Source organism: Flavobacterium sp. 90 (assembly GCF_004339525.1).
Lineage (GTDB): Bacteria > Bacteroidota > Bacteroidia > Flavobacteriales > Flavobacteriaceae > Flavobacterium.
This window is the reverse complement of record NZ_SMGE01000001.1, coordinates 628,404-654,747: the sequence shown is the minus strand read 5'-3', so window position 1 is coordinate 654,747 and position 26,344 is coordinate 628,404. Positions and strand designations below refer to the sequence as shown.

The following is a 26,344-nucleotide window of genomic DNA, read 5'->3' as shown; positions in this document are numbered from 1 at the left end:
AATTTTGGTGTAAATTTACACCACATTAAAAATTATTGTTATGACACGACAAAGTATATCATTAACTGCACCGAATGAAGAGTGGCTTAAAAATCAGGTTAGTACAGAAGAATTTAGTAGTAAAAGTGAAGCTATTAACTATTTGATTAAGCAAGCTCGTTCACAAGATGAATATTATGAGTTTGTGAGGGCTAAAATAGATAAGGGAGAAAAAAGCGGTTTTGTTAAAAAACAAACTAGAGAAGAAATGTTAGCAGAATTCAAAAAAGATCTGCCTAATGTATAGCTATTATTTAAGTAGCGAAGCCAAAGAAGATTTAAGAAGAATTTATTATTATGGGGTTGGTAAGTTTGGCGTTAATCAAGCGGATAACTATTTTAATATGTTTTATGATTGTTTTGATAGAATAGAGGAAAATCCTTTTTTATTTCCATCAGCCGACCACATCAAGAAAGGATATCGGTATTGTGTTTGTGGTGTTGATACTATTTACTATCAAATCAATGGAAATAAAAGGATAGAGATTATTACCATTATTGGAAGACAAGATTTTGATAGTAGTTCTTTGACATAAACAATTCAAATCTTAAACATCCAAACCACAACGGAAAGGTATGGCATTCGCCCAGCAGGAATGCAGTAGCTTTTCGTTGTGGTTTGATTAAAGATTAGAAAACACGATATTGTAAGAGTATTTCACATGAAGAATTGCACGGTTGTGGTTTGATTAAAGATTAGAAAACACGATATTGGAAAACTGAACTTTGTATCATCGTTACCTGTTGTGGTTTGATTAAAGATTAGAAAACACGATATTAAACTTAAACAATTTAAAACTATATATCATGTTGTGGTTTGATTAAAGATTAGAAAACACGATATTATATCATACTTCTTTCCGATAAAAGAGGCTGTTGTGGTTTGATTAAAGATTAGAAAACACGATATTGAAATGACCCGCGTTCAAAACAATGAAGAGGTTGTGGTTTGATTAAAGATTAGAAAACACGATATTTAGCATAACGGTTTTCCATTTGCCAATCAGGTTGTGGTTTGATTAAAGATTAGAAAACACGATATTTAAAAGAGGTTGCTGTTAGATGGAAATTCAGTTGTGGTTTGATTAAAGATTAGAAAACACGATATTGAAGTTTCTTTGATTCAGTTCCTATCGGATGTTGTGGTTTGATTAAAGATTAGAAAACACGATATTTGAATCTGGTTTGCCTTTAAACGGAGTGTAGTTGTGGTTTGATTAAAGATTAGAAAACACGATATTAAAACGTAAATAAAGCAACGCATTCACTTAGTTGTGGTTTGATTAAAGATTAGAAAACACGATATTCGACGGCAGAAAAAGCCGTCGAGACCAATAGTTGTGGTTTGATTAAAGATTAGAAAACACGATATTTGGCAATACGGATTCATATACCCACAAGAAGTTGTGGTTTGATTAAAGATTAGAAAACACGATATTCGACGGCAGAAAAAGCCGTCGAGACCAATAGTTGTGGTTTGATTAAAGATTAGAAAACACGATATTTAGAAAGAGGTTTGGAACCAAGTTACATTGGTTGTGGTTTGATTAAAGATTAGAAAACACGATATTATAGTTGATGTTGTCGCGTCTACTGCAGCCGTTGTGGTTTGATTAAAGATTAGAAAACACGATATTTGATGCTTACAATATTATTATAAGCAATGTGTTGTGGTTTGATTAAAGATTAGAAAACACGATATTCGGATAATCCTCAAATGAAAAGAGCGATTGGTTGTGGTTTGATTAAAGATTAGAAAACACGATATTATTTTTTATACATTTGAATATGCAATAATGGTTGTGGTTTGATTAAAGATTAGAAAACACGATATTAACAAAGCTTTATCTTTAAAATCAGAAGTTGTTGTGGTTTGATTAAAGATTAGAAAACACGATATTATTGGTATTTGGATTGATTACGATCGGACTGTTGTGGTTTGATTAAAGATTAGAAAACACGATATTAAATTTCCGGAAACAAATAAAAATCGATCCGTTGTGGTTTGATTAAAGATTAGAAAACACGATATTCCGCTCCCGGATCTGTAACACCGCCAATATGTTGTGGTTTGATTAAAGATTAGAAAACACGATATTACTTTAGAAACATTTGAAAAAGTATGCGAGGTTGTGGTTTGATTAAAGATTAGAAAACACGATATTATTTACGCGTTAGGACTTTGGGGTAAGCTGTTGTGGTTTGATTAAAGATTAGAAAACACGATATTGAAATGACCGTAACCTGTGCCTTTAGCTCTGTTGTGGTTTGATTAAAGATTAGAAAACACGATATTACAGATTCATGTGATTTGACAACACGTATAGTTGTGGTTTGATTAAAGATTAGAAAACACGATATTAAATACTAGTCGCATTTGCAAACGGAGATAGTTGTGGTTTGATTAAAGATTAGAAAACACGATATTCTAAAACAGAATATAAACCAGGACTTGTAAGTTGTGGTTTGATTAAAGATTAGAAAACACGATATTAACCTAACTATTATCGATGATGATACAAGGGTTGTGGTTTGATTAAAGATTAGAAAACACGATATTACGAAGAAAACAAAGTTGCGGTTCAGCAAGGTTGTGGTTTGATTAAAGATTAGAAAACACGATATTAATATGTAAAAATTATTGGAGAAGATCAGGGTTGTGGTTTGATTAAAGATTAGAAAACACGATATTAGTTGGCTTGTTTCCTTCTGATATATAAGGATTTAGATGTGAATATCGTTCAGAAAAATGCCTCTTTTATGGTTTGATAACCCATAATTGTGGCATTTTTTCAATTGTAGGGTTTAGTAAATGAGTTTTTAGACATTGAAACGTTACTAATAATTAAATATATCAGTACTAAAATAATTCTAGTTGCGTAGGTTGAGGTGCTGATGGTAAGGCTGCTTTTCCCCAAAAATTTAAGATATTACCAAATTGCTTATCGGTTATTCGAAGTACACTTACTTTTCCTAAAGGTGGTAGTAGTTTGTGGATTCTTTTTTCATGAACATCGGCGCTTTCACTACTTGCGCAGTGGCGTACATAAACAGAATATTGCATCATCGAAAATCCATCTTTTAATAAATTGTTTCTAAATCCAGATGCATTTCGTCTGTCTTTTTTTGTTTCTGTGGGGAGATCAAAAAAAACAAATAGCCACATTATTCGATATCCGTTAAGCTCCATAATGCAGGATATTTAATTTTTTTTCGATTTCCTGTAAAGCATTGTTGGAGAGAACTTGCAGTCTTTTGTAAAGCTATCATTAAAGGACTTTTCTCATCTTTAAAATATACCGTTCTAGTTAATATTTGTAATAATTCAGCCTTAATAATAGTGTTTAATTCTTGTTCATCAAAACGCTGCATAATTTCAAAGACTTTCTCATCCACAATGGGACGAAACGGTTCCATGATATCATCAGCAAGTGCAAAAGCATTGTATTTACTTTTATGGTGAATTCCTAATGTATTCAATAGGCCACTTCCGGAAAGAGCTCTTGCAGTTGCGGCTCTTAAAATTGCATATCCATAATTCAAGAAATTATTAGGATAGTCGCCATATCTTTCCCGTTTTATTCCATCAAATTCTAGATTTGGCTGAGGAAAATATTTCCAGTATTGTTGTGCTGCAACTCCTTCCATATTAGATGAATCTCCACTTAATACTTTACTGGCCAGAAATACAAAACTATTTTTGGAATCAGTTATTTTTTCTAGTAACTGCCCTTGGTTTTTAATTTTTTCAATTATTGTTTGTTGCCATAATTGCTTTTTTAATGGTATAGAAGCTTCAATCTGATTTTTGAATATTTCCTGCTGAATATGATGGCTGTTAAGGTTTAACAGCATTCCGTTGGGAAGATGATTCTTTCCGCAGATAACAATAGAAGTATTGTTATCAACAAGTAAATTCATAGCAGGAATGCTGAGGTAGATTTCATTATGATCGAGAACAAGAAAGCCGATATCTTCAATTGGGATAGAACTCTCTTTCATTTCTGATTTTAGTACCAGCTGATTGTTTTTTGCCGTTATGGAAAATTTGTTTTCAATTAAAATAGTTCTTTTTAGCATAAATTTAATTTGAAATTATAATAACAGTTTGTCTATCTAAATTTGCATCTTTAATTATTTGCCTAAAGTTCGACTTAAAAGAAATGTTGTTTTTACGGTTTTCCATAATTTACGTATTTTAGTTTTAGCATTATTAGATCTGCTAACTTCGCATGGGGTTTTAGTTAAGAACTAATCTTAACTTTAGGACATGAGAGAATCGTAAAACTTATGACCGCAACTTTAAGGAGAAAAACGTCCAATTAAGTTATAGAAAGAGATAATATTTACAAAACTAGCTAAGGAACTTGGAATAATAGCTCCTTTACTGTATAAATGGTCGCAATATTGTCTGAAAGGTAAATATTGGGAATTTATAAAGGAGGATATAATGGACTAGTACAAAATAAATAATTGAAAAACAGAAATTTATATAATGAATTAGAATGCAGTAATTGTTATTTCCTTCTATTTATCAATTCTTATATTTTCCGATTAATTTATTCATATCTTCTTTCACATTTGAATCCAAAACTTTTGCATAATGCTGAGTTTGTAAAATATTTGTATGTCCCATCATCGAAGACACATTTTCTATTCGTACCCCATTTCCTAAAGTAACTGTCGTGGCAAAGGTATGTCTGGCTGCATACCAAGTAAGATTTTTATCAATTTTGCATAAAATTGCAATTTCCTTTAAATACTCATTCATTTTTTGATTGGATAGCTGAGGTATTAATCCGGTCTGTTGATCTTTATATTTTTTAATTATTTTTTGAACTGGAGGAAGAATAGGAACATTGGATCTGATGGAAGTTTTGGCTCTGTTAGTTTGAATCCACTGATCATTGTTATTGTCAGTAACCAGATTGCTCACTGTTAGAGAGGAAGCGTCTATTGGGGCATATCCAGTATAACAGCAGAAAAGAAAAATATCTTTAACTTTTTCTAATCTTTCATTGCCGAATTTTTTAGTCTCTATTGTTTTTAATTCTTCGGGAGTTAAATAAACAGCATTTTTAATGTTCAATTTGCCCTCGTAGATGTCGAAAGGATTTCTAGTCAACTTATACATTTTAACAGCATAATTAAAGGCTGTTTTGTACATTCTCATGTACTTCACGACAGAATTGTTTTTTATCCCTATTCTTCCTTTAAAATTGCTTTCATATTTCAAATATGATTCTAAATTATATATAAAAGGGCTGTCGATTTTACTAGATGCAAGATAGACGTCATCATATTCTCTTTGGGTGAAGATCATTAATAATTCTTTGGAACGTTCATACTTTTGCAAAGTAGCCTTAGATCTTTCTGCAATTGAAACTTTTTTGCGAAAATATTCAATATGCATTTGCAAAACTTCAATAATTGAAATTTCGTTTTCTTTAATTATTTTCTTCCCTTTTAATTCATCTCTAAGATTTAATAATGAAATGTCTGTATTGTGCTGAATTAGGTCATTAAATTTTTTCTCAATGGCAAGGTGAAATAGATCAAGGCTGCGGCGAATGACTTTTTCTTTTTCCAGTTTAAGAACATTTCGCAGTTTATTAGTAAAATCCCACCTTTCTTTCGAAATATATTTACCTGTGGATATAGATAGTGATTGCTGTTTGTAGCGTATACGAGTACAAATACTAGATTCACTTCTTTCATTAACTCTTTCAGATTTTAAATAAAAATAAATTTTAAGCATAACTCATTCTTTTTAAAATTAATATGTAAAATTAAATAAGAGGAACAAAATTATTTGAAAATTTTTCGGGAAATCCTCGCGAAATGACCTCGGTTATTTTGTAGTAAAAAACTTTATTTTTAAGCGCAAAAAAGTGCACTGATAGGTGTACCTAGGTTTCCAAAATTTGCCTATTGTGATTATGGTAAACGGAGATAAAAACTTGTGAAAGCCTGATTTTAATGGGTTTTTGAAGAATTGAGATTTCTTTAAATTGAGGGTTCCGGAGTTTTTGGCTTCCTCTAAAAACACTGCGAGCCCCAATAAAAATTGGGGCTCGCGTTTTAAGCGGAGAAAGAGGTTCCGCTATTTTTGTGTCAATCCCAGTAAATAGAAGGGCTACAATATATTATTTTAGTAAGGGTTACCTATAGGGTCACTTAACTGTCAGCGCATTAAATCATTACGATGTAAAGATAGGGAATATCTTTTTAAGTGAGTAATTTACAATACTTGTTTTGTAAAGATTTGGAAGTCTTAATGAGACTCGTTTAGTGCTTAGAAATTAGTTGTGCCAACTTTCTTCTTGGTGTAGATGAGGCTATATTCGAACACTTCATAACCATTTTATCCATTTGTTATAACTTACAATTTTATATTAAGAAGGTACAATGGCAATGAGGAATAAGATAATTGTTTCGATTTTTCCTGAAAAGCTCACTTTTCCTGAATAGAACGTCGAACCACAAGAAGCAATGAAGTACTTAAAGTTATGCCGTTGTTTTATAACAAATAAGATATTTTCTGACTTGTACTAAGATGTGAACTCCTTGGTACAAAATTCGAACCTTTTACTTGAAGATTTCCAGATTTTAAGCGAGCTCGCAGAGGTTTAATAATGAAAGTATTTGATTGCCCGAGTTTATTAAAAAGTTGCAACTAGCCTAAATGGGGCTGATACAAAGCACATCCAATTCTATAGAATACAAAGTCCCTTAAGTTTAAGGGCATTCAGTAAATAAACAAAAAGTTTATCATTTGTTCCAGTAATATTGAAAGCTTAGGCTTAATAATATTGTATTTATATATGTAATAACTCGAAGGTTTCAATATTAAAAATTCACCGTATTGAAAACTAAAATTTAAAAATAATAAACTAAAATTTAAAATTATGAAACAGTTGCCTGATTTAGATGCATTCGCAAAAATTCTCATAGACAAAGGCTTTAATGGTTACTTTCAAACACAAGTAGCCTATCCGGGAAAGTTGAAAGATAGCATTACCGAATATATGGAAGCCTGTAACAATGGTAAAGAAAGATCTGATAGAGACGGAAACTTTTTACTATCGACTTATCTGCAATGGTCAGGCGATGATAATCCGAGTATTGTATGCGATTTTTGGATAAGAAAAGAAAACGACGGTTTTGATATACAAAAAATGGAAATTACAAGTAAAAACAGATACGGACAACTTTTGAAAAAAGCGGAACTAAAAAACCTTTCAATAAATTCAATTCCGACATTAAAGGAAGCCATTGCCCAAGTTTCAGTATTTCCTCAACAAACACTTTCTTCTCGAAAAAGAGGATTTAGAATGTGACAACTATCAAAATAATTAATCATATAAAAAACAAAAACCAGTGGCTTTATTTGTCTTTATGTGCAGAAAGAGGTTCCGATGCTTTTATGAAAATCCTAGTAATTCAAGGGCTATAATATATTATTTAAGTTTGGAGCACTTAGCTTTCAATATATTAAATCATTACGATGTAAAAACAAGGAATATCTGTTAAAATTTGCAATTGAGCTTAAAATCTCAAATCTATAATAAATAGAATATCTAATACTAAAATTTACATTTTAATAAATTAAGGATATGGTTGCAGAGCCCGGAAAATTTTATGCTTAAATTTTCTCACTCCATAGTTTTTTGGGATTGATCCCTGATTTCCTTTATACATTTACTAAATTATATTCAAAACAAGATGCTCAAATATATCAGAGTTGATAACATCCCGCAAAAGGATATCGAATCTCAAATCATTGTTTTTATTGTCTATTTTTGTATTTTCTTTAAATAGTTTCTTGGGGCAATTATTTCAAAATTACCATTATTTAAAGGAATGCAAATAAATATCTGGCCTATGCAATATTTACACTCTCCATTCTTATTGCTAATCTTGTCTTTGAAATAATCGATCTGTAAAATATATCTATGTCTAAAATTATAAAAAATGAAGGTAACTCCTACGGGAAGTTGTTTTTTATTAGATATTCTTCAGCTTCCTGTTTATAAATATCGATTTTATTAGATTTAATTTTTACAGGTAAATTCATTATTTTCTCAGCTATTTTGATACTTTTTGCCTTTTGATTTGTCTGAATGTAAAAATGAAGCAGGTTTGCCCTTGGCTCAAATCTAAAAGGCTCAATACCTACATTAGCTACCAATAATTGCTCTGTCCTGATAAAATCTTTTTGAGTCGTATAAATATTGGCCAATATAATGTTGGCTTCCGGTATTTTAGATTTTTTTACAGAGTTTTCCATCATTCCAATTCCCTTGTCAATCTCTTGATCGGTATATTTCTCGAATCCAAGTTTAAATTCAACAAATGCATCATCTTTAATAAAAAGCATGTCATTGTTGCTGAGTTTGTAATAAAATTTCTGACTTCTATCCTCTATCACCGTTTTAAAATCTCGTAAAGACTTAGTTTTTAAAACAAATAAAACCCCAATACTCAAAAAAGCAAAAATAATAATACCTCTTAAAACATTCAATGTTCGATTATTTGCTATAATAAACACCTGAGTTTTATTGTCTCCGTAAACAAATAATATTGACAATGCCCAGACCATAAAAACCATCGCTGTTGGATTATATAAAACCGATGTAAACAATCCTAAGAAAACAAAAGCAACAACAATAGCAAGAGCGAATCTCGTCCGTGGATTTAGTTCTATTTTCCTAACCATTATAAATAATAGCACACCAAGTAAAACAAACCCTAACAATCCGATCTCAAAGACAATTTGAATATAATCATTTAAAGCATTAGAAACATAATCTGCTACTTTTACTTCTTTCCATGGGCGTTGGTTTTCGGTAAAATAAAGAGCCTTAGAGTCATTATATACACCGTCAAAATTAAAGATCCCATTTCCAAAAAAGGGATTTTTCTGCATATCTAAAACAGCAATTTTCCTAATCAATGTCCTCCCATCAACCGAGTCCTTGTTTAACTGATATAACAGATACAAAGAGGTGAATACTGCGATACTGATAATGGCAAATAAAATTATAGTTTTCCTTTTGTTTGCCTTGAAAAAGTAAACACAATTTTGAGAAGTAAATATTAAAACCAGAAAACCGATTATTAATGATATCCATGATGCCCGGGATTCTGTTAAGTAAAGAATATACAACATGGAAAAAAAACTCAATAACAAAGCTACTTTGACAACTATTTTTTTTTCCTGAACCACGAGAATTTGATATAATAAAACAAGTAATCCGACTACCATATAAACCCCTAAAAAGTTAGGATTTATAAATGTTCCTACTGTCTTAAAATACTTATTATCGGAATTTATAAAGTCAAAATTTTGCAATAATGCCGCTATAGATTGCACAAAACAATAGCACCATATCAGATATATAGTTCTATTAAAAAGAATCTTTTTTTCCTGTTCCTTATCATAACTCCAACGAAATAAATAAAAGAGCAGAATATAACATGTGAACACCCAAAATTGGTCGTATAGAAAAGTATAAAAAGAAAAAAGAAAATAATGGACAACAAGATATAAGTAAAATAAAAGCATTACTACATCTACAGCATAAATCTTGAGCGCTTTGTTTTTTATGGTGCATACTGTTTTAAAAACTATCCATAAAGAAACTACAGTAACCAAGTATAGTTCTTTGCCAATTTTATTAGAATTTAAAATAAATGAATATGAAATAAAAGGCAATGCTAAAACTAAAATTATAAACAAAGAATCTATTACATGTGACAGATTCTTTGCCAGGTAGGGATTATATTTACTCATCGGTAACTTTTATTGCAATGAACATTAAAAACATCCATAATATACATTATTTAAAAAATTCTATTTTAATACCATGTGATAAGGCTTGACAGTGGTTCAATGGTAAATATTCGTTCATAAAAATCTGGTTTTGAAGAACTCATTAAAAAAAGTCCGTTTTTAGGTAATTTTTTAAAAAAGACCTTGTTGTCTTCTGATGCAATCTGTTCTTCCAGAAGCTGCCAGTTACCACTCCATACATATATTTTGTATTTTTCGCCTTTTATAATCTGTAAAGGATTATTATCTGTGTGCTTATTTTTATACTCATTTTCTCTGGAAAGTGTTGCCGAAAAAGAATTTAGTAGATCAGGTTTTAATATCGTTTTCATACCTTTTTGGTCTAAAAGTATTGGATAATTTTCGAAAACCATTTTTCCTGAAACATACACACTTGGCAAATAGACTATGTCCCTTCCCATATTTTTATAAACAGAGACATTATTGTTTATTTTCGCCCAGTCCAGTGGCCTCCAATTACCTCTGTTAAATACATTAAGGTAACTAACTTTTGAAATCACCTGAGGGCTAAACGAATAATTAACCTCACTGACTTCAACATATTCAGAGGTAACATCTATAATGTTTTTACTTTTTAAAAAATCATCCGGGATTTCATTTTCAGGAATTAAAGAAGTTAAATTCCCCTTTTGCTCCGAAAATGTAACCCTGAATACTTTACCTAATCGTTTGGCTACAGGATTATAAACATAAGGTAAATCCTGATTCCCGTTAAAAGGAACATGAACACCTTTATTGTCTATAACTGTATTCCAGTAGTGCCTGTTAGAAGAAGCTGCATAATGAGGTGTATAATCAAAAGTTGTTGCTACACCAAGTGACCTTCCAGCAAAAATAGCGACATTAGCCAAATCGGGACAATTGCCTTCTCTCCAAAACAATAAATCTGTTGGTCCTAAAAGTTGTTTAGGGTCAAAACGTTTTAATACAAAATCAAAATGCTTTATATTATCAATTATTTTCGAGCATAATTCAACCGGATCAGTAGGATCTGACAATCCGACTGATAATTTCTCGAAGGTCGTCTGATATTCACCTCTCCAATCCTGCATAGGTTCTGATAAGCTGCGATAAGGCAGAATGTATTCGCAAAATGTTCTAAAATCATAGTTTTTTGACCAGGACTTTTCTTTCCATGCTTTAAAAGCCATTTCGATATTCTTAATCAAAAACTCACTTTTAATGACATCCTTGTCTTTAATCAAAGTGTTTTTTGGAATCATTCCAATACTATCCTTTAATGTATTAAATTCTTTGCCAGCCGCTTCTATATCTTTATAATCAGTTACTCTAAAAACAACTTCTTTCCCATTTTTATCCAACCAGACATTATCTGCCGAATAATGAATCGGTATATTAGCGGTTAAAAAAACTGCAGCATTATATTGCTCTTTATCGCCCTTTTTTTGAAAATATTCTAAAACTTTAGAAATTTCACTTGTATTTATTTTTTTATCGTTTTTTGATTGACAAAAAGCAGTTACTGAAAATAAAAATGAAAAAAGGATAAATCGAATTTGGAGTTTATTCTGAACCTTGGCAAATTTAAAAAAAGGATTATTCTTTACTTTCATAAATAAAATGGTATTCAAATGATAAAAATTTAAGATTTTCTTGGAGAGATTTAAAACCTTCATTGATTGGCTGGTTTCAGTATGAATTACTCAGTTCTCTTTCTATGGAAATGAACTTATCAACCTAACATAGTTACAAGAACCGTTTTTGTAACTGTGTTTTCTTTGTTTCTATATTTTATAAAATAGTCTTTTTGGGTACTTATCGCCAAAAGCTCATCATTAGACAAGTCGACTTCACTTTCTTTTATTTGTTTCAAAACCACATCTATCGGAGGTCCAGACCTTTTCCTTTAATAAAAGTTTGTAAATTGCTTATAAGAGATGTTTTTTTGTTGATGGTCTTAAACTCCATTTGCGAGAATAATACTTTCCCGTTCAAAATATTTGCATTGGTATTTTGGCTAAAATGCCAGTCAAAAACCTTAACTTAATAAGATTGGGCTAAAAGCGACTAATTAATAAATATTTGGAATATAAATGACTTGTTTGACTGTCCACTTACCGTTTTCTTTTTCTAATAGATAAGTGCGTTCAACAGATCCACCTGAGAGGGAGACATAAAAATATTTCAACAGCGCATATTTTTTATTTAAACTCACAATTGGTTTAGATATAACATGTCCTGTTGCACTTATAGACAATATTCCCTTGTCAGCTTTCAATAATAATTCCTCTTTTTTAATAATTGGAATTTCAAGAGTTTTGAATTTTTTAGCATCCCAATGATAGACTAAACTATCATTTTTGTGTAATAGTTTCATCTGTTTTATTTCATCTAAACTTATATACAAGGTATCGTTAAGCTGTTTTACTCTATCCTGACTTATGGATGAGTCGCTTATTGAAGCTCTAATTTCCCTTCTTTTATTTTCCAGAGGCAAGTTTTTGTCTAAAGAAGCCATTTCATAATGGTCTAAAACTTCATTACTGGAATATGCTTCTTCAGTTAAGTAGGAAGCTTTTAGGAATGGGATTTTTTTCAAATCCTTTTCTTTTACAAAGTCCTGCACAATCTGTTCTTCTATTTTTACGGTTGAACAGGATGCAAAACAGATACAGAGTAGTATGATTATTTTTTTCATTTTTTTTATTTATTACACGGTTTTCCCTTTGGAGTATTGGTACCTCTTGGTTGATTATCTCTTTCCATTATTCTTCTAGAGGCAATTCTATCTATATCTTCCGGTTTAAGATTCGTGGTATTAAAAGCAGGTGTTCCTTGTAGAGTACCCCAAGCCATATCTGTATAAAACCGATTGACATCACCATCTACAACGATCCCTGGTTGAAGTTCTTTTATAACAGCAGCCATTGTGTCAATAAAGCTGGATGCAATTTGATTGTGATGTGCAATTTCTTTGTCTCCTATTCCATTTACAAAGGCCGTATACAAGAAAGGATAACCATCATAAATATGGGGGTTTTTAGTCACTTTATATTCCTCATAAAGCGTGTTGAAATAGGCATGTATGTATTCGTGTATGAGTGATGCTGTCTTGGAAGCCACTGTTGCGTTGGGATAGTCTTGATTAAACGTAATGTTAAACTGGTTTGTACTGGCTAAATTACCATTTGCTATCGGTCCTGTACTTATATTGATATTATATTTGGGATTTGCTCCGATAAATTTACTAAGTATTTCAGCCAATTTTCCTTGTTGAGTTAATGTATTAAATGATTGCTTTATTACCTCTGCACACGGATCCGGTTTTGGCGTTGGTGGCGGAGTCGTAGGTTTGGGAGGTGTAGATCCGGTTGTTCCACCAGTTGGAGGAGGAATAACAGGTTGGACTGGGATATGTGATGCTGCTGCAGCCGCATTTGCTGCCATCTGCGCATCCATTTGCGCACCTATATTATTATAGTTAGGCTGTGGGTTATTGTATGTTATAATAACACCGGTTTGGCCAGATTGATAATCGTAATATGTTCCTCCATACTCCGAGAATTGCGAAAAACCTTTAATTGAGCACAAGAAGATCATAAGGCAAATATATAGTTTTTTCATTTTAGTTTTTGGTTAAAATCCTGTCTGCTATAGGCATTAATTTTATATTTTTTCATATTTTAAAATGTGTATAAATTAGTAGATAACAAGTTAGCATGCTGTTATCACTATTTTTTCATTTTAGTATATTTTTTGAAGTGGATTACTTGGCTTTCAAATATCTATTGAAATGAAAATAAAAAACCAACACAGTTCCAAGAATGTTCTTGGAACTGTGTATCATTAATTATTTATCTCTAATAATTTAAGAAACATGTTTGAGTTTGTGAGGAATTTATGAACAAACTGTATGTGGTCTTATTTAGTCAAATTTGACACTGTTTAACAAATCGTTTACTATTTTCGTGGCCTCAGTGTAATCCGATTGCTTTTCAAAAACAATTGTCCCTCCAAAAATTTGAGTTTTCTCTTTATTGACTTTTCTAAAAGAATATTGCCCAACGTCTTCATAATAAGTATATATAATTAACGTCTCGTAATTATTTATGTTTTCTAGACTTGATTTATATTGGTGTGATTCTATAAAACCAAATTTTTTATAATCATAATCAGAACCATCTTTAATATCTTTTAATAAATCGTTTTTAACCTCTCCTTTATAAGGATCATTCATTCCAATATAAACATCATTAATTTTATAGATATTTTTTAAAAGCATCAATTTTTGATCTTTTTTATTGTTTTGATCTAAGGTTGCATTTTCAATTTTGACAGCTCCTTTTGGTAATTCGAATTTTACGGATTCTAATTTTTGAACGTTTTTAGTGCTGCTACAGGAAATAAATAAAAGTATTATAATAAGATATTTTAAAAAATTTTTCATTTTTTCATTTTTTTATAAAGTTATAAAAAATAACTAAGGACAAGTTGTTTTTACTACTTTCCCAGCGCTATCAATTTTCAATGGGGTAGATTTTACGGCAGCATTATCCTTTTTGGTAATAGTTATTGCATTGCCATATAATTTTAATCCTGCATATGCTGTGTAATCACCATAACTTGAACCTACGTTGGCGTCACGATAAGCAACGGCAGCATTTGACCATGCAGTATTAGCTGCAGCTGGGTTTGCTTTATAAGCAGTATATAATGTACCTAATGCAGTCCAATCTGTAACACTTACTGTGTAAATTTCATTTTGTGTTACTACAGATATTGTAAAATTAGCTTTATAATAATCAATAGCAGCCTGACCGCCAGCAACCAGTTGTGGGTTTGATAAATTACCATATGCATTTATTAAATCCGCAGGAGAGGGAGCACCGTTTCCTGGATGACCATGAGAAACTCCTATTGTGTATCCATTTGTAGCATCCCAGGTAAAATTAGGACTGAAAGAACCAGCAGCCCCGTTTGAACGTACAGCAATATTTTTATAGCCAGTAGTGCTCGTTACAGGAAATGAAGTTAAATTTTGTTCTGCCCCGAATTCAGTCGTGGTTGATTGTGTTTTTATTGATGCATTTTGAGCTGCAAGAATTGCATTGCTCGTTTTTGCATCACTTTTTGCAGCGGAAGCACAAGGGTCAGGAGGAGTTATTGGTGGTGGGGGTGGTGTATTTGGAGTTGATGGTGATCCACTGCTCCCGCCAGTTGCTGGCGGTATTGGAGGTTGTGTTGGGATATGTGAGGCTGCAGCAGCCGCATTTGCAGCCATTTGTGCATCCATTTGCGCACCTATATTATTAGGCTGTGGGTTGTTATATGTTACAATAACACCTGTTTGGCCAGATGGATAGTCATAATAGGTTCCCCCGTACTCCGAGAATTGTGCAAAACCTTTCATTGAACATAAGACAATTATGAGGCAAATATAAAGTTTTTTCATCTTGTCTATTTTTTTATTAAAATTCTGGAATGCATTTCATTGCCAACTCCTACACGTACAATGTACATACCTGCCTTCAGATTGCCTCCGCTAAGTGTGTAGTGATGCTTTCCTGCAGTTTGTAATGCTCCTGGCTCTAGGATTGCTGGTAGAGGGTTTCCGGTAAGATCATAGACATTTACACTCACTTGTGCATCCTTATCTAGTTCATAAGCTATAAATACATCTTCTACAAAAGGATTTGGATACAAAACGATAAAATGATCTTTTTGCTCACTTATAGCAAGGAGTTCATCATCTGATAGATCATCATCTTCTCCTTCTCCTGTTTGTTTTAGGATAACACGCATTGGTGGTCCTGGCTCATTCCATTGATTGGTAAAAGTTTGTAAATTGCCTATTAAATAAGTTTTGTTGTTGATTACCTTAAATTCTATTTGGGCCGAGAGCACTTCCCAGTCTATGGTATTTACATCTGGTCGGTCACTAAATGGCCAGTCGAAAACCATATTTAACTTGTCAAAATACAAAGCGTTATCTTCCCAGATAGCTGTAGACTGACTTGTAGTTTTGTTAATTTCCCATTTATAATTTACAGTATTCCCTTCTGCTGAAAACTCACTATTTAAAGGCAATACTTTCATGATTTGTTTGCCTGACCAGTCTAATTCTATCAATTTTCCTTTCCATTTACCATTAAGATATTTGGCTTTAAGAGTTCTATTCTCCGTTTGTTGAGGCGTTTCGATTGTTAATTTATCGATTGCTTCTTTGGCAATACCCGTGTTTTCTGGAGTTTCTTTTTCCTTTAGTTCATTATTAATTGCGATATCAACATTTTCTTTCACATTTTGTGCAATGTGTTTTAAAAGTTGCTCACTGTTTCCCGTATGGCTTTGAGTATAATACAGGATTGCCTTATTCTCGTCTTTAGGTACTCCATAGCCAAAATAGTAACAATTACCCAACCAGTGTTTAGCCATAGGCCAGGAAGATATTTCAAACCATGAAATAGCTTTTTTATAATCTTGTGGCACCCCGAGTCCTTTTAGATACATGTAACCAATGGAATAGGCAGCTTGTTCATCTCCATGGTCAGATGCCAATGTGAGCCAGTATATTGCCTTATCAAAGTCAATGTCACAGCCTGTACCTATCATGTAAAAACGACCTATGTTATATTCTGCCGAAGGATGTCCTTGTAGAGCCGCTTTCATCAAATATTCAAAGGCAAGGTTTTCATCTTTTTCAATCCCTAATCCATTAAGGCGCATAATTCCAGAGATAGCCAAGGAAGAAGCATCCCCCTGGTTTGCACAATCTTGTACAATAACATATGCTTTTGGGTAATCGGGTTTACTATCTGCTGTTCCCAATAAATACGTTTGCGCTTGTTTATTCGTTTCTGCACAGTCGTTCTGGGCATAGTTGGCAAATCCCGATAGAAAGCAACTTAATAGAAGTAATTTTTGTTTCATTTTAGTAAAGTTTGGTTAGTGATAGTTATTTATTTTTTAATTTCCATAGTTACGTTCATCATTTTTTGAATGGTCTCTCGGATATTTTTTTCATGTCGATATTCAACAGCGCGCAATTTTTGCTGGTACAATTCGTAACTGTATTTATAGTATTCTTCTGTTACTATTTTCTCAGTATTCTTTTCCAGAACTAATTTTTGAATTTCATCATACTGTGCATCGGTAAGCTTGTAAGCACTTTTCAAAATTTGAAATTCTTTTTGGGTATCACGGACAATTCTGTTTTGCATCTGGGATACAAAAACAGTTTTGAATTCTTCTATTTTTAATATTTTACTTAATTGTTCACGGAAGTCAAGATAAATAGCATATTCATCATCGCCTGGGTCATGAAAATTGAAGGCATTGGCGACATCATTTTCTCTCCATGTTTTAAGTCTTTTGTCATTTCTTTCTTGTAAAATCTGCAATGCCAGTAAAATTTGATTTATTCTTTCAGCATCAACTTGAGCCTCAATAAGTTTTTTAATAAGGTTGTCCGTTTTAGTATTTTTAGAATAAAATAATCCGAAACTTTTCAGCAATTCCCTTTCTTTATCTGAGGACTTTATTTTTTCTTCGGTATAATTGTTCCATGATAAATTATCATCATAGCTGTAATACTCTTTGATAATGATTTCATTAGTTGTGGTTTCCTGCAGTAATTTTTTAAGTTTTGCTTCCTGATCAACAGTAAACTTATATCTCTTTTTTGAAAGATTAAATTTATCTTCTGCAATTGTTTTTATTCTGTAATTAAGCTGCGACAGGAATAATTGTTTGAATTGAGATATTGTAACAATTTCAGATAATGAGTGTACAAATTGCTGGTTAATGTATTTAGTAGTGGTTTCTTGATCATGAAAAACAAAAGGATACTTTGCGTTAAGTTCTTTTTCTAATTCTATATTCTCAGTGAGAAGTTGATCTTTTTTAATCAATAAGTCTTTGATTTGTAAAATTTGAGGTTTTGATAAACCAGTTTCATTCATTGTAATTTCAAAATTATCAATAAGAGTGCTTGTTTTGTTTGACTGACTATAAAGAAATTTAATTTGGAGTAAAAATAAGACAAGAACGAAAAAGGGTAATTTTTTAATCATAATTAAATGTATGTAAGTAGTATTTTATTTATAAAAACATTCATCAAAATTACGATTAAAAGAATTGTTTTGTAGTATTATTTTTCCAAAATAGAGTACTATTCTATCACTTTTGAAAAGCGAGTAACTAGATAATTAAAAAATCAGATAATTTGTTTGAACTAAAAAAACTTTACTTGGTTTTACAAAATTCGTATAATGACGGTACTGAATTCGAATCACTTGTTGTAGGATTTGAAGAAAATTCAATGAGAGGATGATGAAAAATCATTTTTTTATCTTTAAAAGATTAAGAAATTGTAGTAAAAATATTTCTTATATTCACTTTAAGAAAGTCATGTTAGAGATCAAAGCCCCTAAGGAAAAGACTTTAGTTTGTATAGCAACTTTATCTAACATTTCTGGCCTTATATATAGTTTCTATCCGTCAGGCCAAGAGTTTGCCTACTGCTTCCTTCAGATTCCACCTCACAATGGACACCCTTGCAGTTAGCTAACACTTCCCAGTGTAAAGGTGCGTTCGGGACTTACAACCTAGAGTTACCGCTCATGCTGGGCACACTATAACAAAAAAAACCGTTGACATTCCTCAACGGTTTTTCTACATTAAAACTTAAAGGAGAAGTTATTTCACTCCTTAGTATTCTAATTCGTCTCCTTTTTTTGTGATACCTAAAGAAATAATAAGATGCTGCGGAAACGTTGAATAAATTGTGGATAATGAGTCGCAAAATCTACAAAACGTTTTTTTGCAGAATTACTGTTCCATATTCAATTTTTAAATGCTAATCATTCAACCTCACTTATTTCTAACAAAACACTAGTTCTTTGCAAGGTAACATTTGGATTAAAACCAACTTTCATTAAAAAATCCCCTGTAAAAACATTTTTAGCATCAATTGTTGATGTTGTACCAGGGTATAAATTAACTTCTTTTACTGAATACTTTTTATTAGGATTCAACCCTTTCAACACAACAGGCCTTTTAGTTGCTGTGATATTAAATCTATTACTTACCAAATAATTAAAAACAATACTTTTACTTTTATCTGGATTAACATACATTAATGCCGCAATATCATTTTCATAAGGATTGACAAGACGATACATATCTCCATGCCACACTATGTCTTTAAAAGAATTATAATTACTTATCGCTTGTTTACAAAACTCCTTATCTTCTTCTTTTAAATGTGATACTACAACATCAAATCCTAATTTTCCCATACTAGCCACATCAATCCTAAATTTTAAAGGTTGTTTCCCCCAATCAGTGACATGATTATCTGTAGCAATTGAAGGGAAAAAATACGAATAATTCCATTGTAAAAAAACACGCTCCAAAGGTTCTGTATCATCACTTGGCCAAAATTCTGTAAAATATTGAAGTAATTCATAATCACCTCTTCCTCCTCCTCCAGAACATAACATCATAGGTACTTTTGGATATTTGGAACGAATGCGTTGCAATACTTTATACAAACCTTTTATGTAATCAACATATAAATTAGACTGTGGAATTCCTTTTTTATTGAGATAAGCAGAATAAGCATTATAAATCACCGCATTGCAATCCCATTTTATAAAAGCTAATTCTGGATTTTTAACAAACAAATCGTCTACAATTCCAAACACAAAATCCTGAACCTCTGGATTTGACAAATCTAACACCATTTGATTTCTATAATAAATCTCTGGTCGTTCTGGTTGCCGTATTACCCAATCCAAATGTTTTTCATACAATTCACTTTTAGGATTCACCATTTCAGGCTCAATCCAAATACCAAATTTCACTCCTTCATTTTTAGCTTCCTTTACTAAATAACCTAACCCGCTTGGCAACTTCTTTTTATTTTCCTGCCAGTCTCCAAGTCCTGCATCATCATTATTTCTTGGATACTTATTACCAAACCAACCATCATCTAACAAAAATAAATCAACTCCAATCTCTTTAGCATCTTTAAACAAAGCTTTTATTTTATTTTCATCAAAATCAAAATAGGTTGCTTCCCAGTTATTCAACAAAGTAAGTCGTTCTCCTGCACCATCTAACACCCTATATTTTCTCGCCCAATCGTGTAAATTTCTACTCGCCTGACCAGTTCCATGATTGGACACTGCATAGATTAAAGAAGGCGTTTTAAATGTTTCATTGGGAGCTAATGAATATTCTGATGCAAATGGATTAACACCAGCAATAAGACGAAGGTTTTTGTGTGAATCGATTTCGAAGTCCAGCTTAAAACTACCACTCCATGCTAATTGACCAACTAGTACATTTCCTTCCTCTTCAGAAGCAGGTTTACCAAAAGACACAATAAAATTAGGTGTCTGTAAAAGCATTGCTCTCGTTCCTAATTTTGAATCTACTGTTTTAATACCTTGTGTTAATAACGCTTCTTTTGGCTGCATTTCTTTCAAATATTCACCCTGAAAACTTGTCAGATAAAAGTCTTTATCAGCAAAATATAAATTAGCAGAAGCATATTTTTGCAAAAGCACAGGTTTTTTCTCCTTGTGTTTTATTTCCGTCCATTGTTCGATAATATTTTCTTTTTTCCAAACTTTATAAAACAAGGTCACTTCAAACGGATAAAGAGGATCTTTAAGAAGAATACTGGTTATTGAAATATCAGTATTAATTATTTCCTTTTTAAAACTCACATATTTCAACTCTAAAGAAGGATTCCCATCTGCATGTTTGACCTGAATTGCAGGTTCAGAAAGATTCCATGTTCCTGCAGAAGTATAGGCCGCATTATATATGCCAGCATTAGATTCATCATAATTATAATTCGCAGATACCGACTTATATTCACTTTCATTATCTAATGGTTTTCCAAAATAAACCATTCTCAACCTATTGGTGTTATCTGTCTGCAGTAACATAAGGTTATTTTCCGTAGCTATAGGAATAATTGTTTGCGCCGATAAATTCATGACTGTTGTTATTAAACTAAAAAGGAATAACCATTTTTTATAAAAATAATGCGGGATTTTTTTATTCATAATTTTAAAAACTATTTTTTTCTGATTTAAAAACTTAAAAATTAAAGCATTTCTACTAAAAATCATATTTAGCAAAAGAGTATCTGCTTTGAAAATAAAAGTTAAAGGCAAGTGTTTTTACTTGCCTTTAACCAAATTTACTTATTAAAACAAATATTTAATTAACAATTCTACTATTAATATCCTGGATTTTGTGTCCAACCCGCTCTCGAAACATCAGTTGGAGGAATTTGAAAATTATCATTACGAGGAGATTGATACAGCGCTCCTTTTGCCCCGATATATAATGCTTCAGGATAAGTAGCTATTTTAGCAGGCAGTGCATTCAAGACCTGTTGTGCAATTCCCCATCTTTTAAGGTCATAGAATCGATGTCCTTCAGTAGCTAGTTCTACTCGTCTTTCATGAATTATATCATTCATAGTAACTCCTGTTTTTGTTGGCAAGGTCGTGGAAGGATTCACTGACTGATTTCTTGCTCTAGAACGAACTTGTTCTACTGCCCAGTCTGCTTTTACTTGATTTCCCGATTGCAAAGCTGCTTCTCCGTACATTAAGAGTAAATCTGCATATCTGATCAATTCTAAATTATAATTTTGTCTCAACCAATTGTTAGATACTCGTTTACTTTTAGGTATAAAATACTTATATGAAGCCGTATAAGGAACTTGATTGTTACGCAAAGCTGTAATTGGATAAGGTTGTCCTCCCCATCCATCAACAAAAGTATCACCATCATGAATGATTGTCATTTGATGACGAGGGTCACCACTTTCAAATTCACGATCTAAATCAGTTGAAGGCTGTAACCATCCCCAATTTATATCATCTCTACTGCCAATAGCATTAGCGCCAACCCAGCCAAAAGGATAAGTTTGATTTCCTGAGAAAGCTATTTCAAAAATGGATTCTTTACCATTTACATTGTCTACTTCAAATACATTTCTAAAATTAGTTTCCAAATTGTATTGACCTTCATCAATAACTGTTTGCCCTGTAGTAAAAGCATTTGACCACTTTTTTTGGTACAAATAAGCTTTTGCAAGTAAACTCAAAGCGGCTCCGCGTGTAGCTCTGCCGGCATCTGCTGTTGCATAAGCAGTTTTTTGAGGTAAAATAGCAGCTGCAGCCACTAAATCTGGCTCAACTAGTTTTTCATATACATCTTTGACAGCAACTCTTGGCTGATTCACATCGAAGGCAGTGATTGGAGTCGTAATAATTGGCAAATCTCCAAAATTTCTTAGAAGTTCCATATAAAAATAAGCTCTTAAAAATTGAGCTTCGCCTACTAATCGTGCAGACAGAGCAGCATTAATCCCAGGAACATTAGGTATACTAGTAATAGCTTTGTTACAACGAGCAATACCAATCCACATTTTACGCCATTTCCAATCGATAACATTGTTATAACCTGTTTTGAAATAACCTAAATCTTCCATGGCCTGAAAATCTCCATGACTATCTCCACCTTTATAAATATCATCACCACACTCTTCACCTACAAGCCATTGGCAAAAATAACCTTCAACCCAGTTGTCAACACCTTGAGTCTGGTCGTAATCCATAAATGTTGAATAGCAACCCGTAATTAGACCTACTGCATCTTTTTGGTTCATCGGAATAGCATCTTGTGTTATCCCTGGAGATGGAATATCGATGAGATCATTACAGCTTGAAAGCCCCATGAAGCTCAGAAAAAATAAAAATATCAGTTGTTTTTTATACATCTTTTTCATTTGATTTATTATTAAGTATTAATTAATTTTGAAGTGTAATCGTACATTGAAATACCATTATTATAGACCAATATTAAACCCCATAAGAAAAGTACGATTAGTAGGATAACCACCATAATCAACTCCCACTTGAGTTACCGTCGAATTAGAAACGGCCGGGTCAAAACCAGTATATTTAGTTATTGTAAACAAATTTTGAGCACCCACATATACTCTAAAACGATTCAAATTTAGAAATGAACATGCCTCTTTATTCAACTCATAACCTACGTTCAAATTCTTAAGTCGCAAATAAGAACCATCTGATAAATAAGCATCCGAAACTACTCCAAAGTTATTATTAGTACTTTGCAAAGTCATTTTTGGAACTGTGTTTGAAGTTCCTTCTCCATGCCATGCAGCTTCAACAAGTCCAGCCTTTAAATTAGATGAACTATTATTTGTATTAGAAATCAATGCTCTTTCGGCTTCTAAAATTTTATTACCATAAACACCGTAGAAATAAGCATTTAGATCAAAACCTTTATATTTAAGTTTCAAATTAAAGCCATAAGTAAATTTAGGTAGAGGGCTTCCCAAATATTGTTTATCGGCTTCTACTAAATTAGTTCCTGTCGTGTTACCAGAATTGGTACCAAATTTAAAATCACCTGGTTTAGCATTGGGCTGAATTAATGCTCCGTTTCGGGTGTAACTATTTATTTCAGACTGATTTTGGAAAATGCCAAGTACTTTATAACCGTAAAATTGTCCAATAGGCTTCCCTACAACAGTACGTTCAGCATAACCTGTTACGTTACGAAGTGCCCCTGCATCTAAATAAGAAAGTGTGCCCAAATCAAGCACTTTGTTGTCAACTACAGAAAATACTCCACCAAAATCGTATTCTAGTCCACCAACTTTGTTACTGTAATTTAATGTTAAATCGATACCTTTATTCTGCATTGCTCCAACATTGGTAATAATACCAGTTGTAATCGAATTACTATTGTATAAACCTGTAAACATTGGAGGATCGATAGCTAATAATAAATTTGAAACTTTACGATTGTAAACATCTACTGATCCGGAAAGTTTATCATCCAATAATCCAAAATCAAGACCAAGGTTTAAATCAGTAGTAGTTTCCCACGTTACGTTGGGATTACCGGCTTTTGCAATAGAATATCCTGGAGTAAGAAGATTACCCCCAAAATTATAGTAAGCGTTATTTCTTAGCACCGTAGAATAAGCATTAGACGGAATACTTTGATTTCCAATTTTTCCCCAACCAACGCGCAATTTCAATAAAGAAACAACGTCATTCTCGAAGAAAGATTCCTTACTCATTACCCACGCTCCTGATATAGAAGGGAAATTACCCCATTTGTTTCCAGCTGCAAATTTTGATGAACCATCCGAACGCATACTGGCAGAAAGAAAATATTTAGATCTAAAGTTATACATTGCACGACCAAAAAAAGATACCAAAGCTGATTCATCTTGTGTTTCACTAACAGTCGCACCAGATGTTCCATATGTTAAATACCTGTAATTTGGATCATTACCTGGCAAACCAGAAACAGCGGCATTGATTCCTCCTGTTTGATAATGTTCGTATGCTGTACCAGCCAAAAGTGTGTATGAATGATCTTTAGACTTTTTACTATATGTTAAAGTGTTATTTGATGTAAAATGTGTTGTTGTATTTTCATTTTTAGTCAAACTATTCACAAGTAGTTTTGTACTTGGATTTTCATAAAATTCAGGATTAAAATTATTAAAATGGTATCCATTGTATTCATATCCAAAACTTGTTTTATAAGTCAGTCCGTGTACAATTTCATAAGAACCGAAAAGAGTACCAAAAAAATTGGTGTTTTTTTCTTCCTTAAAATTTCTGGCAGCAGCACCTACTGGATTTCCACTGTTAGTGTATAGCGCATTGTGATAAATACTATATTCATTGGTACTATTTCCTGCCGCTGCATTAGCAGCCAATTCAGTAGCACTAAAATATACTGGTGTTATTGGGTCAATGGTCAATGCATTATTGAAGATTGAATTCCATAAATCTCCTTCATTTGGAACTAGATGTCTCGTAGAATTGGTAAATACTATTGTTCCACCTATTTTAAATTTATCTGTAACATTAGCCTCTGTATTTAATCTGTAATTAAATCTTTCGAAATCAGATGTCTTTACGACACCTTGTTGATTAAAATAGCTTAAGCTGGAAGAATAAACAACTTTTTTTGTACCACCGCTTACTGAAAGATTATAGTTTTGCAAAGGGGCATTGGATCTGGATATAAGGTTTAACCAATCAGTTCCAGCTCCCGCACTTTCGCCTGGACTAATAGTTAACCCAGAGCCATCATTAGTTTTAAATGTTTGAAGCATTTGTCCATATTCTGCAGGATTCATCATTTTTACCATATGTGTTGGCGTCTGAAAGGCAATCGAAGCATCTGCTGTAATAGAGAACTTCTCATTGGCCGTTCCTTTAATTGTAGTAATTAAAACAACACCATTTGCTCCACGACTTCCATAAATAGATGCTGCGGCTGCATCTTTTAATATTTCTACACTAGCAATGTCATTACTATTCAAGAATGATGCATTTCCACTCAAAGGAATTCCATCTACCACATATAATGGCTGAATACTATTATTCAAAGAACTGATACCTCTTACGCGTACAGAAACATCACCTCCTGGTGAGTTACTATTATTAATTACCTCAACACCTGGAGTTTTACCTTGCAAAGCTTCAGATACATTAGAAACCAAAGCAACTTTAATATCTTCCTTTTTAATGGAGGAAACTGCCGAAGTTAATTCTGATTTTTTCTGTGAACCGTAGCCTACTACAATTACTTCATCCATCATTTGACTGTTGGCCGACAGCTTCACATTAAGAACCTGATTGGAACCTACTTTTATTTCTTCATTTTTCGTCCCAATCATAGAAAAAATTAATACGACATCATCATTGGGTACAGAAATTGAATATTTCCCGTCTAAATCACTAATAACGCCATTTGCAGTTCCTTTAATTAAGACATTTACTCCAATTAAAGTCTCCCCATTTTCAGTGGATGTAATTACACCTGTCACAGTTTTAGTCTGAGCATTTGAGGCAAAACTAAAAAGGAAAAAAAATAAGAATAGTTTCAATTTTATTAAAACGTTTCTTTGAAATTTATATTTTTCATTCATAATCTTTAGATTTAATAATTAAGAATCTTGTTGATAGTTTTTTTATCTGTAGTATTGATTTTAAATTGCCTTTCTAAATCATTTAAAGTTCTAGAAATTGTTCTAGAAACAAATACTGATACACTTGGAAAAGAAATGCTCTTTTCGCAAGAAGGTACCGCTCTTTTTATTCCTTTGTTTTGGGCCGAAATAGAAAAAAAGGAGCCCATTAGAATTAAGTAAAGAATAATTTTGTGTTTCATAATTAAGTTAGTTTAGTTAATATTTAATTGGTTAATTGTTATATTTTCAATCCTAAAATTGACATTTGCTTTAGATACTGAGAAAGTTTCCATTTGTTTTTCTGGAAAAAATATTTCAGTCATTACTGTTTTCCCATTATTGTAAAAAACTTCAATAGAGGTTTTATCTGCAATAATTTTGATTTCCTTTGTATTGAAATCTTCGCCCCCGAAACTGGATATGTT

General features: G+C 32.2%; 18 protein-coding genes and 1 CRISPR repeat array. Of the genes, 3 read left to right on the top strand and 15 right to left on the bottom strand.

Going from position 1 to position 26,344, the window contains the following annotated elements; translation table 11 throughout:
• Positions 1–40: 40 nt before the first annotated feature.
• Positions 41–286 (top strand): CopG family transcriptional regulator, encoded by a 246-nt coding sequence (locus tag C8C83_RS02765; RefSeq protein WP_121326333.1) that lies wholly within the window; start codon positions 41–43, stop codon positions 284–286.
• Complete coding sequence (locus C8C83_RS02760; protein ID WP_121326332.1) at positions 279–575, top strand: type II toxin-antitoxin system RelE/ParE family toxin; 297 nt, start codon at positions 279–281, stop codon at positions 573–575. The genes C8C83_RS02765 and C8C83_RS02760 overlap by 8 nt, the downstream gene beginning before the upstream one ends.
• Before the next feature lie 75 nt (positions 576–650).
• Positions 651–2,732: direct repeats of the CRISPR family, unit length 36 nt; unit sequence GTTGTGGTTTGATTAAAGATTAGAAAACACGATATT.
• Between the two features lie 167 nt (positions 2,733–2,899).
• On the opposite strand, the gene cas2 is transcribed toward C8C83_RS02760, so the two are convergent.
• The 3 genes from cas2 to C8C83_RS02745 form a co-directional block, all read right to left on the bottom strand.
• On the bottom strand, positions 2,900–3,229 hold the full coding sequence (cas2, locus tag C8C83_RS02755; protein WP_073485070.1) for a CRISPR-associated endonuclease Cas2: 330 nt from the start codon (positions 3,227–3,229) through the stop codon (positions 2,900–2,902).
• Entirely contained in the window at positions 3,205–4,119 is a 915-nt protein-coding gene (gene cas1, locus C8C83_RS02750; RefSeq protein ID WP_121326331.1) for a type II CRISPR-associated endonuclease Cas1, read from the bottom strand. Before cas1 ends, cas2 begins: the two co-directional genes overlap by 25 nt.
• Before the next feature lie 454 nt (positions 4,120–4,573).
• Positions 4,574–5,797 (bottom strand): site-specific integrase, encoded by a 1,224-nt coding sequence (locus C8C83_RS02745; protein ID WP_121326330.1) that lies wholly within the window; start codon positions 5,795–5,797, stop codon positions 4,574–4,576.
• Between the two features lie 1,150 nt (positions 5,798–6,947).
• On the opposite strand from C8C83_RS02745, the gene C8C83_RS02740 reads away from it, so the two are divergent.
• Positions 6,948–7,379: a hypothetical protein gene (locus tag C8C83_RS02740; protein ID WP_121326329.1), complete on the top strand. Its 432-nt coding sequence runs from the start codon at positions 6,948–6,950 to the stop codon at positions 7,377–7,379.
• 647 nt (positions 7,380–8,026) lie between these two features.
• On the opposite strand, the gene C8C83_RS02735 is transcribed toward C8C83_RS02740, so the two are convergent.
• From C8C83_RS02735 to C8C83_RS27175, 12 genes are all read right to left on the bottom strand, one after another.
• Entirely contained in the window at positions 8,027–9,835 is a 1,809-nt protein-coding gene (locus C8C83_RS02735) for an O-antigen ligase family protein (protein ID WP_132011647.1), read from the bottom strand.
• Positions 9,836–9,900: 65 nt separating this feature from the next.
• Positions 9,901–11,487: a transglutaminase-like domain-containing protein gene (locus tag C8C83_RS02730; RefSeq protein WP_132011646.1), complete on the bottom strand. Its 1,587-nt coding sequence runs from the start codon at positions 11,485–11,487 to the stop codon at positions 9,901–9,903.
• Positions 11,488–11,927: 440 nt separating this feature from the next.
• Positions 11,928–12,554, bottom strand: a complete 627-nt coding sequence (locus C8C83_RS02725) for a hypothetical protein (protein ID WP_132011645.1) — start codon at positions 12,552–12,554, stop codon at positions 11,928–11,930.
• 5 nt (positions 12,555–12,559) lie between these two features.
• Complete coding sequence (locus C8C83_RS02720; protein ID WP_132011644.1) at positions 12,560–13,480, bottom strand: hypothetical protein; 921 nt, start codon at positions 13,478–13,480, stop codon at positions 12,560–12,562.
• A gap of 301 nt (positions 13,481–13,781) precedes the next feature.
• On the bottom strand, positions 13,782–14,303 hold the full coding sequence (locus tag C8C83_RS02715; protein ID WP_121326323.1) for a hypothetical protein: 522 nt from the start codon (positions 14,301–14,303) through the stop codon (positions 13,782–13,784).
• A gap of 33 nt (positions 14,304–14,336) precedes the next feature.
• Positions 14,337–15,266: a hypothetical protein gene (locus tag C8C83_RS02710; RefSeq protein WP_121326322.1), complete on the bottom strand. Its 930-nt coding sequence runs from the start codon at positions 15,264–15,266 to the stop codon at positions 14,337–14,339.
• A gap of 47 nt (positions 15,267–15,313) precedes the next feature.
• Complete coding sequence (locus C8C83_RS02705) at positions 15,314–16,786, bottom strand: T9SS type A sorting domain-containing protein (RefSeq protein WP_121326321.1); 1,473 nt, start codon at positions 16,784–16,786, stop codon at positions 15,314–15,316.
• A 29-nt stretch (positions 16,787–16,815) separates the two neighbouring features.
• Positions 16,816–17,928, bottom strand: a complete 1,113-nt coding sequence (locus tag C8C83_RS02700) for a hypothetical protein (RefSeq protein ID WP_121326320.1) — start codon at positions 17,926–17,928, stop codon at positions 16,816–16,818.
• A 789-nt stretch (positions 17,929–18,717) separates the two neighbouring features.
• Positions 18,718–20,937 (bottom strand): alpha-galactosidase, encoded by a 2,220-nt coding sequence (locus tag C8C83_RS02695; protein ID WP_121329930.1) that lies wholly within the window; start codon positions 20,935–20,937, stop codon positions 18,718–18,720.
• A gap of 176 nt (positions 20,938–21,113) precedes the next feature.
• Positions 21,114–22,676, bottom strand: coding sequence for a RagB/SusD family nutrient uptake outer membrane protein (locus C8C83_RS02690; RefSeq protein WP_121326319.1), 1,563 nt, complete (start codon positions 22,674–22,676; stop codon positions 21,114–21,116).
• 60 nt (positions 22,677–22,736) lie between these two features.
• On the bottom strand, positions 22,737–25,877 hold the full coding sequence (locus C8C83_RS02685; protein WP_121326318.1) for a TonB-dependent receptor: 3,141 nt from the start codon (positions 25,875–25,877) through the stop codon (positions 22,737–22,739).
• A 254-nt stretch (positions 25,878–26,131) separates the two neighbouring features.
• Positions 26,132–26,293: a GH32 C-terminal domain-containing protein gene (locus tag C8C83_RS27175; protein ID WP_255416713.1), complete on the bottom strand. Its 162-nt coding sequence runs from the start codon at positions 26,291–26,293 to the stop codon at positions 26,132–26,134.
• Between the last annotated feature and the right edge of the window lie 51 nt (positions 26,294–26,344).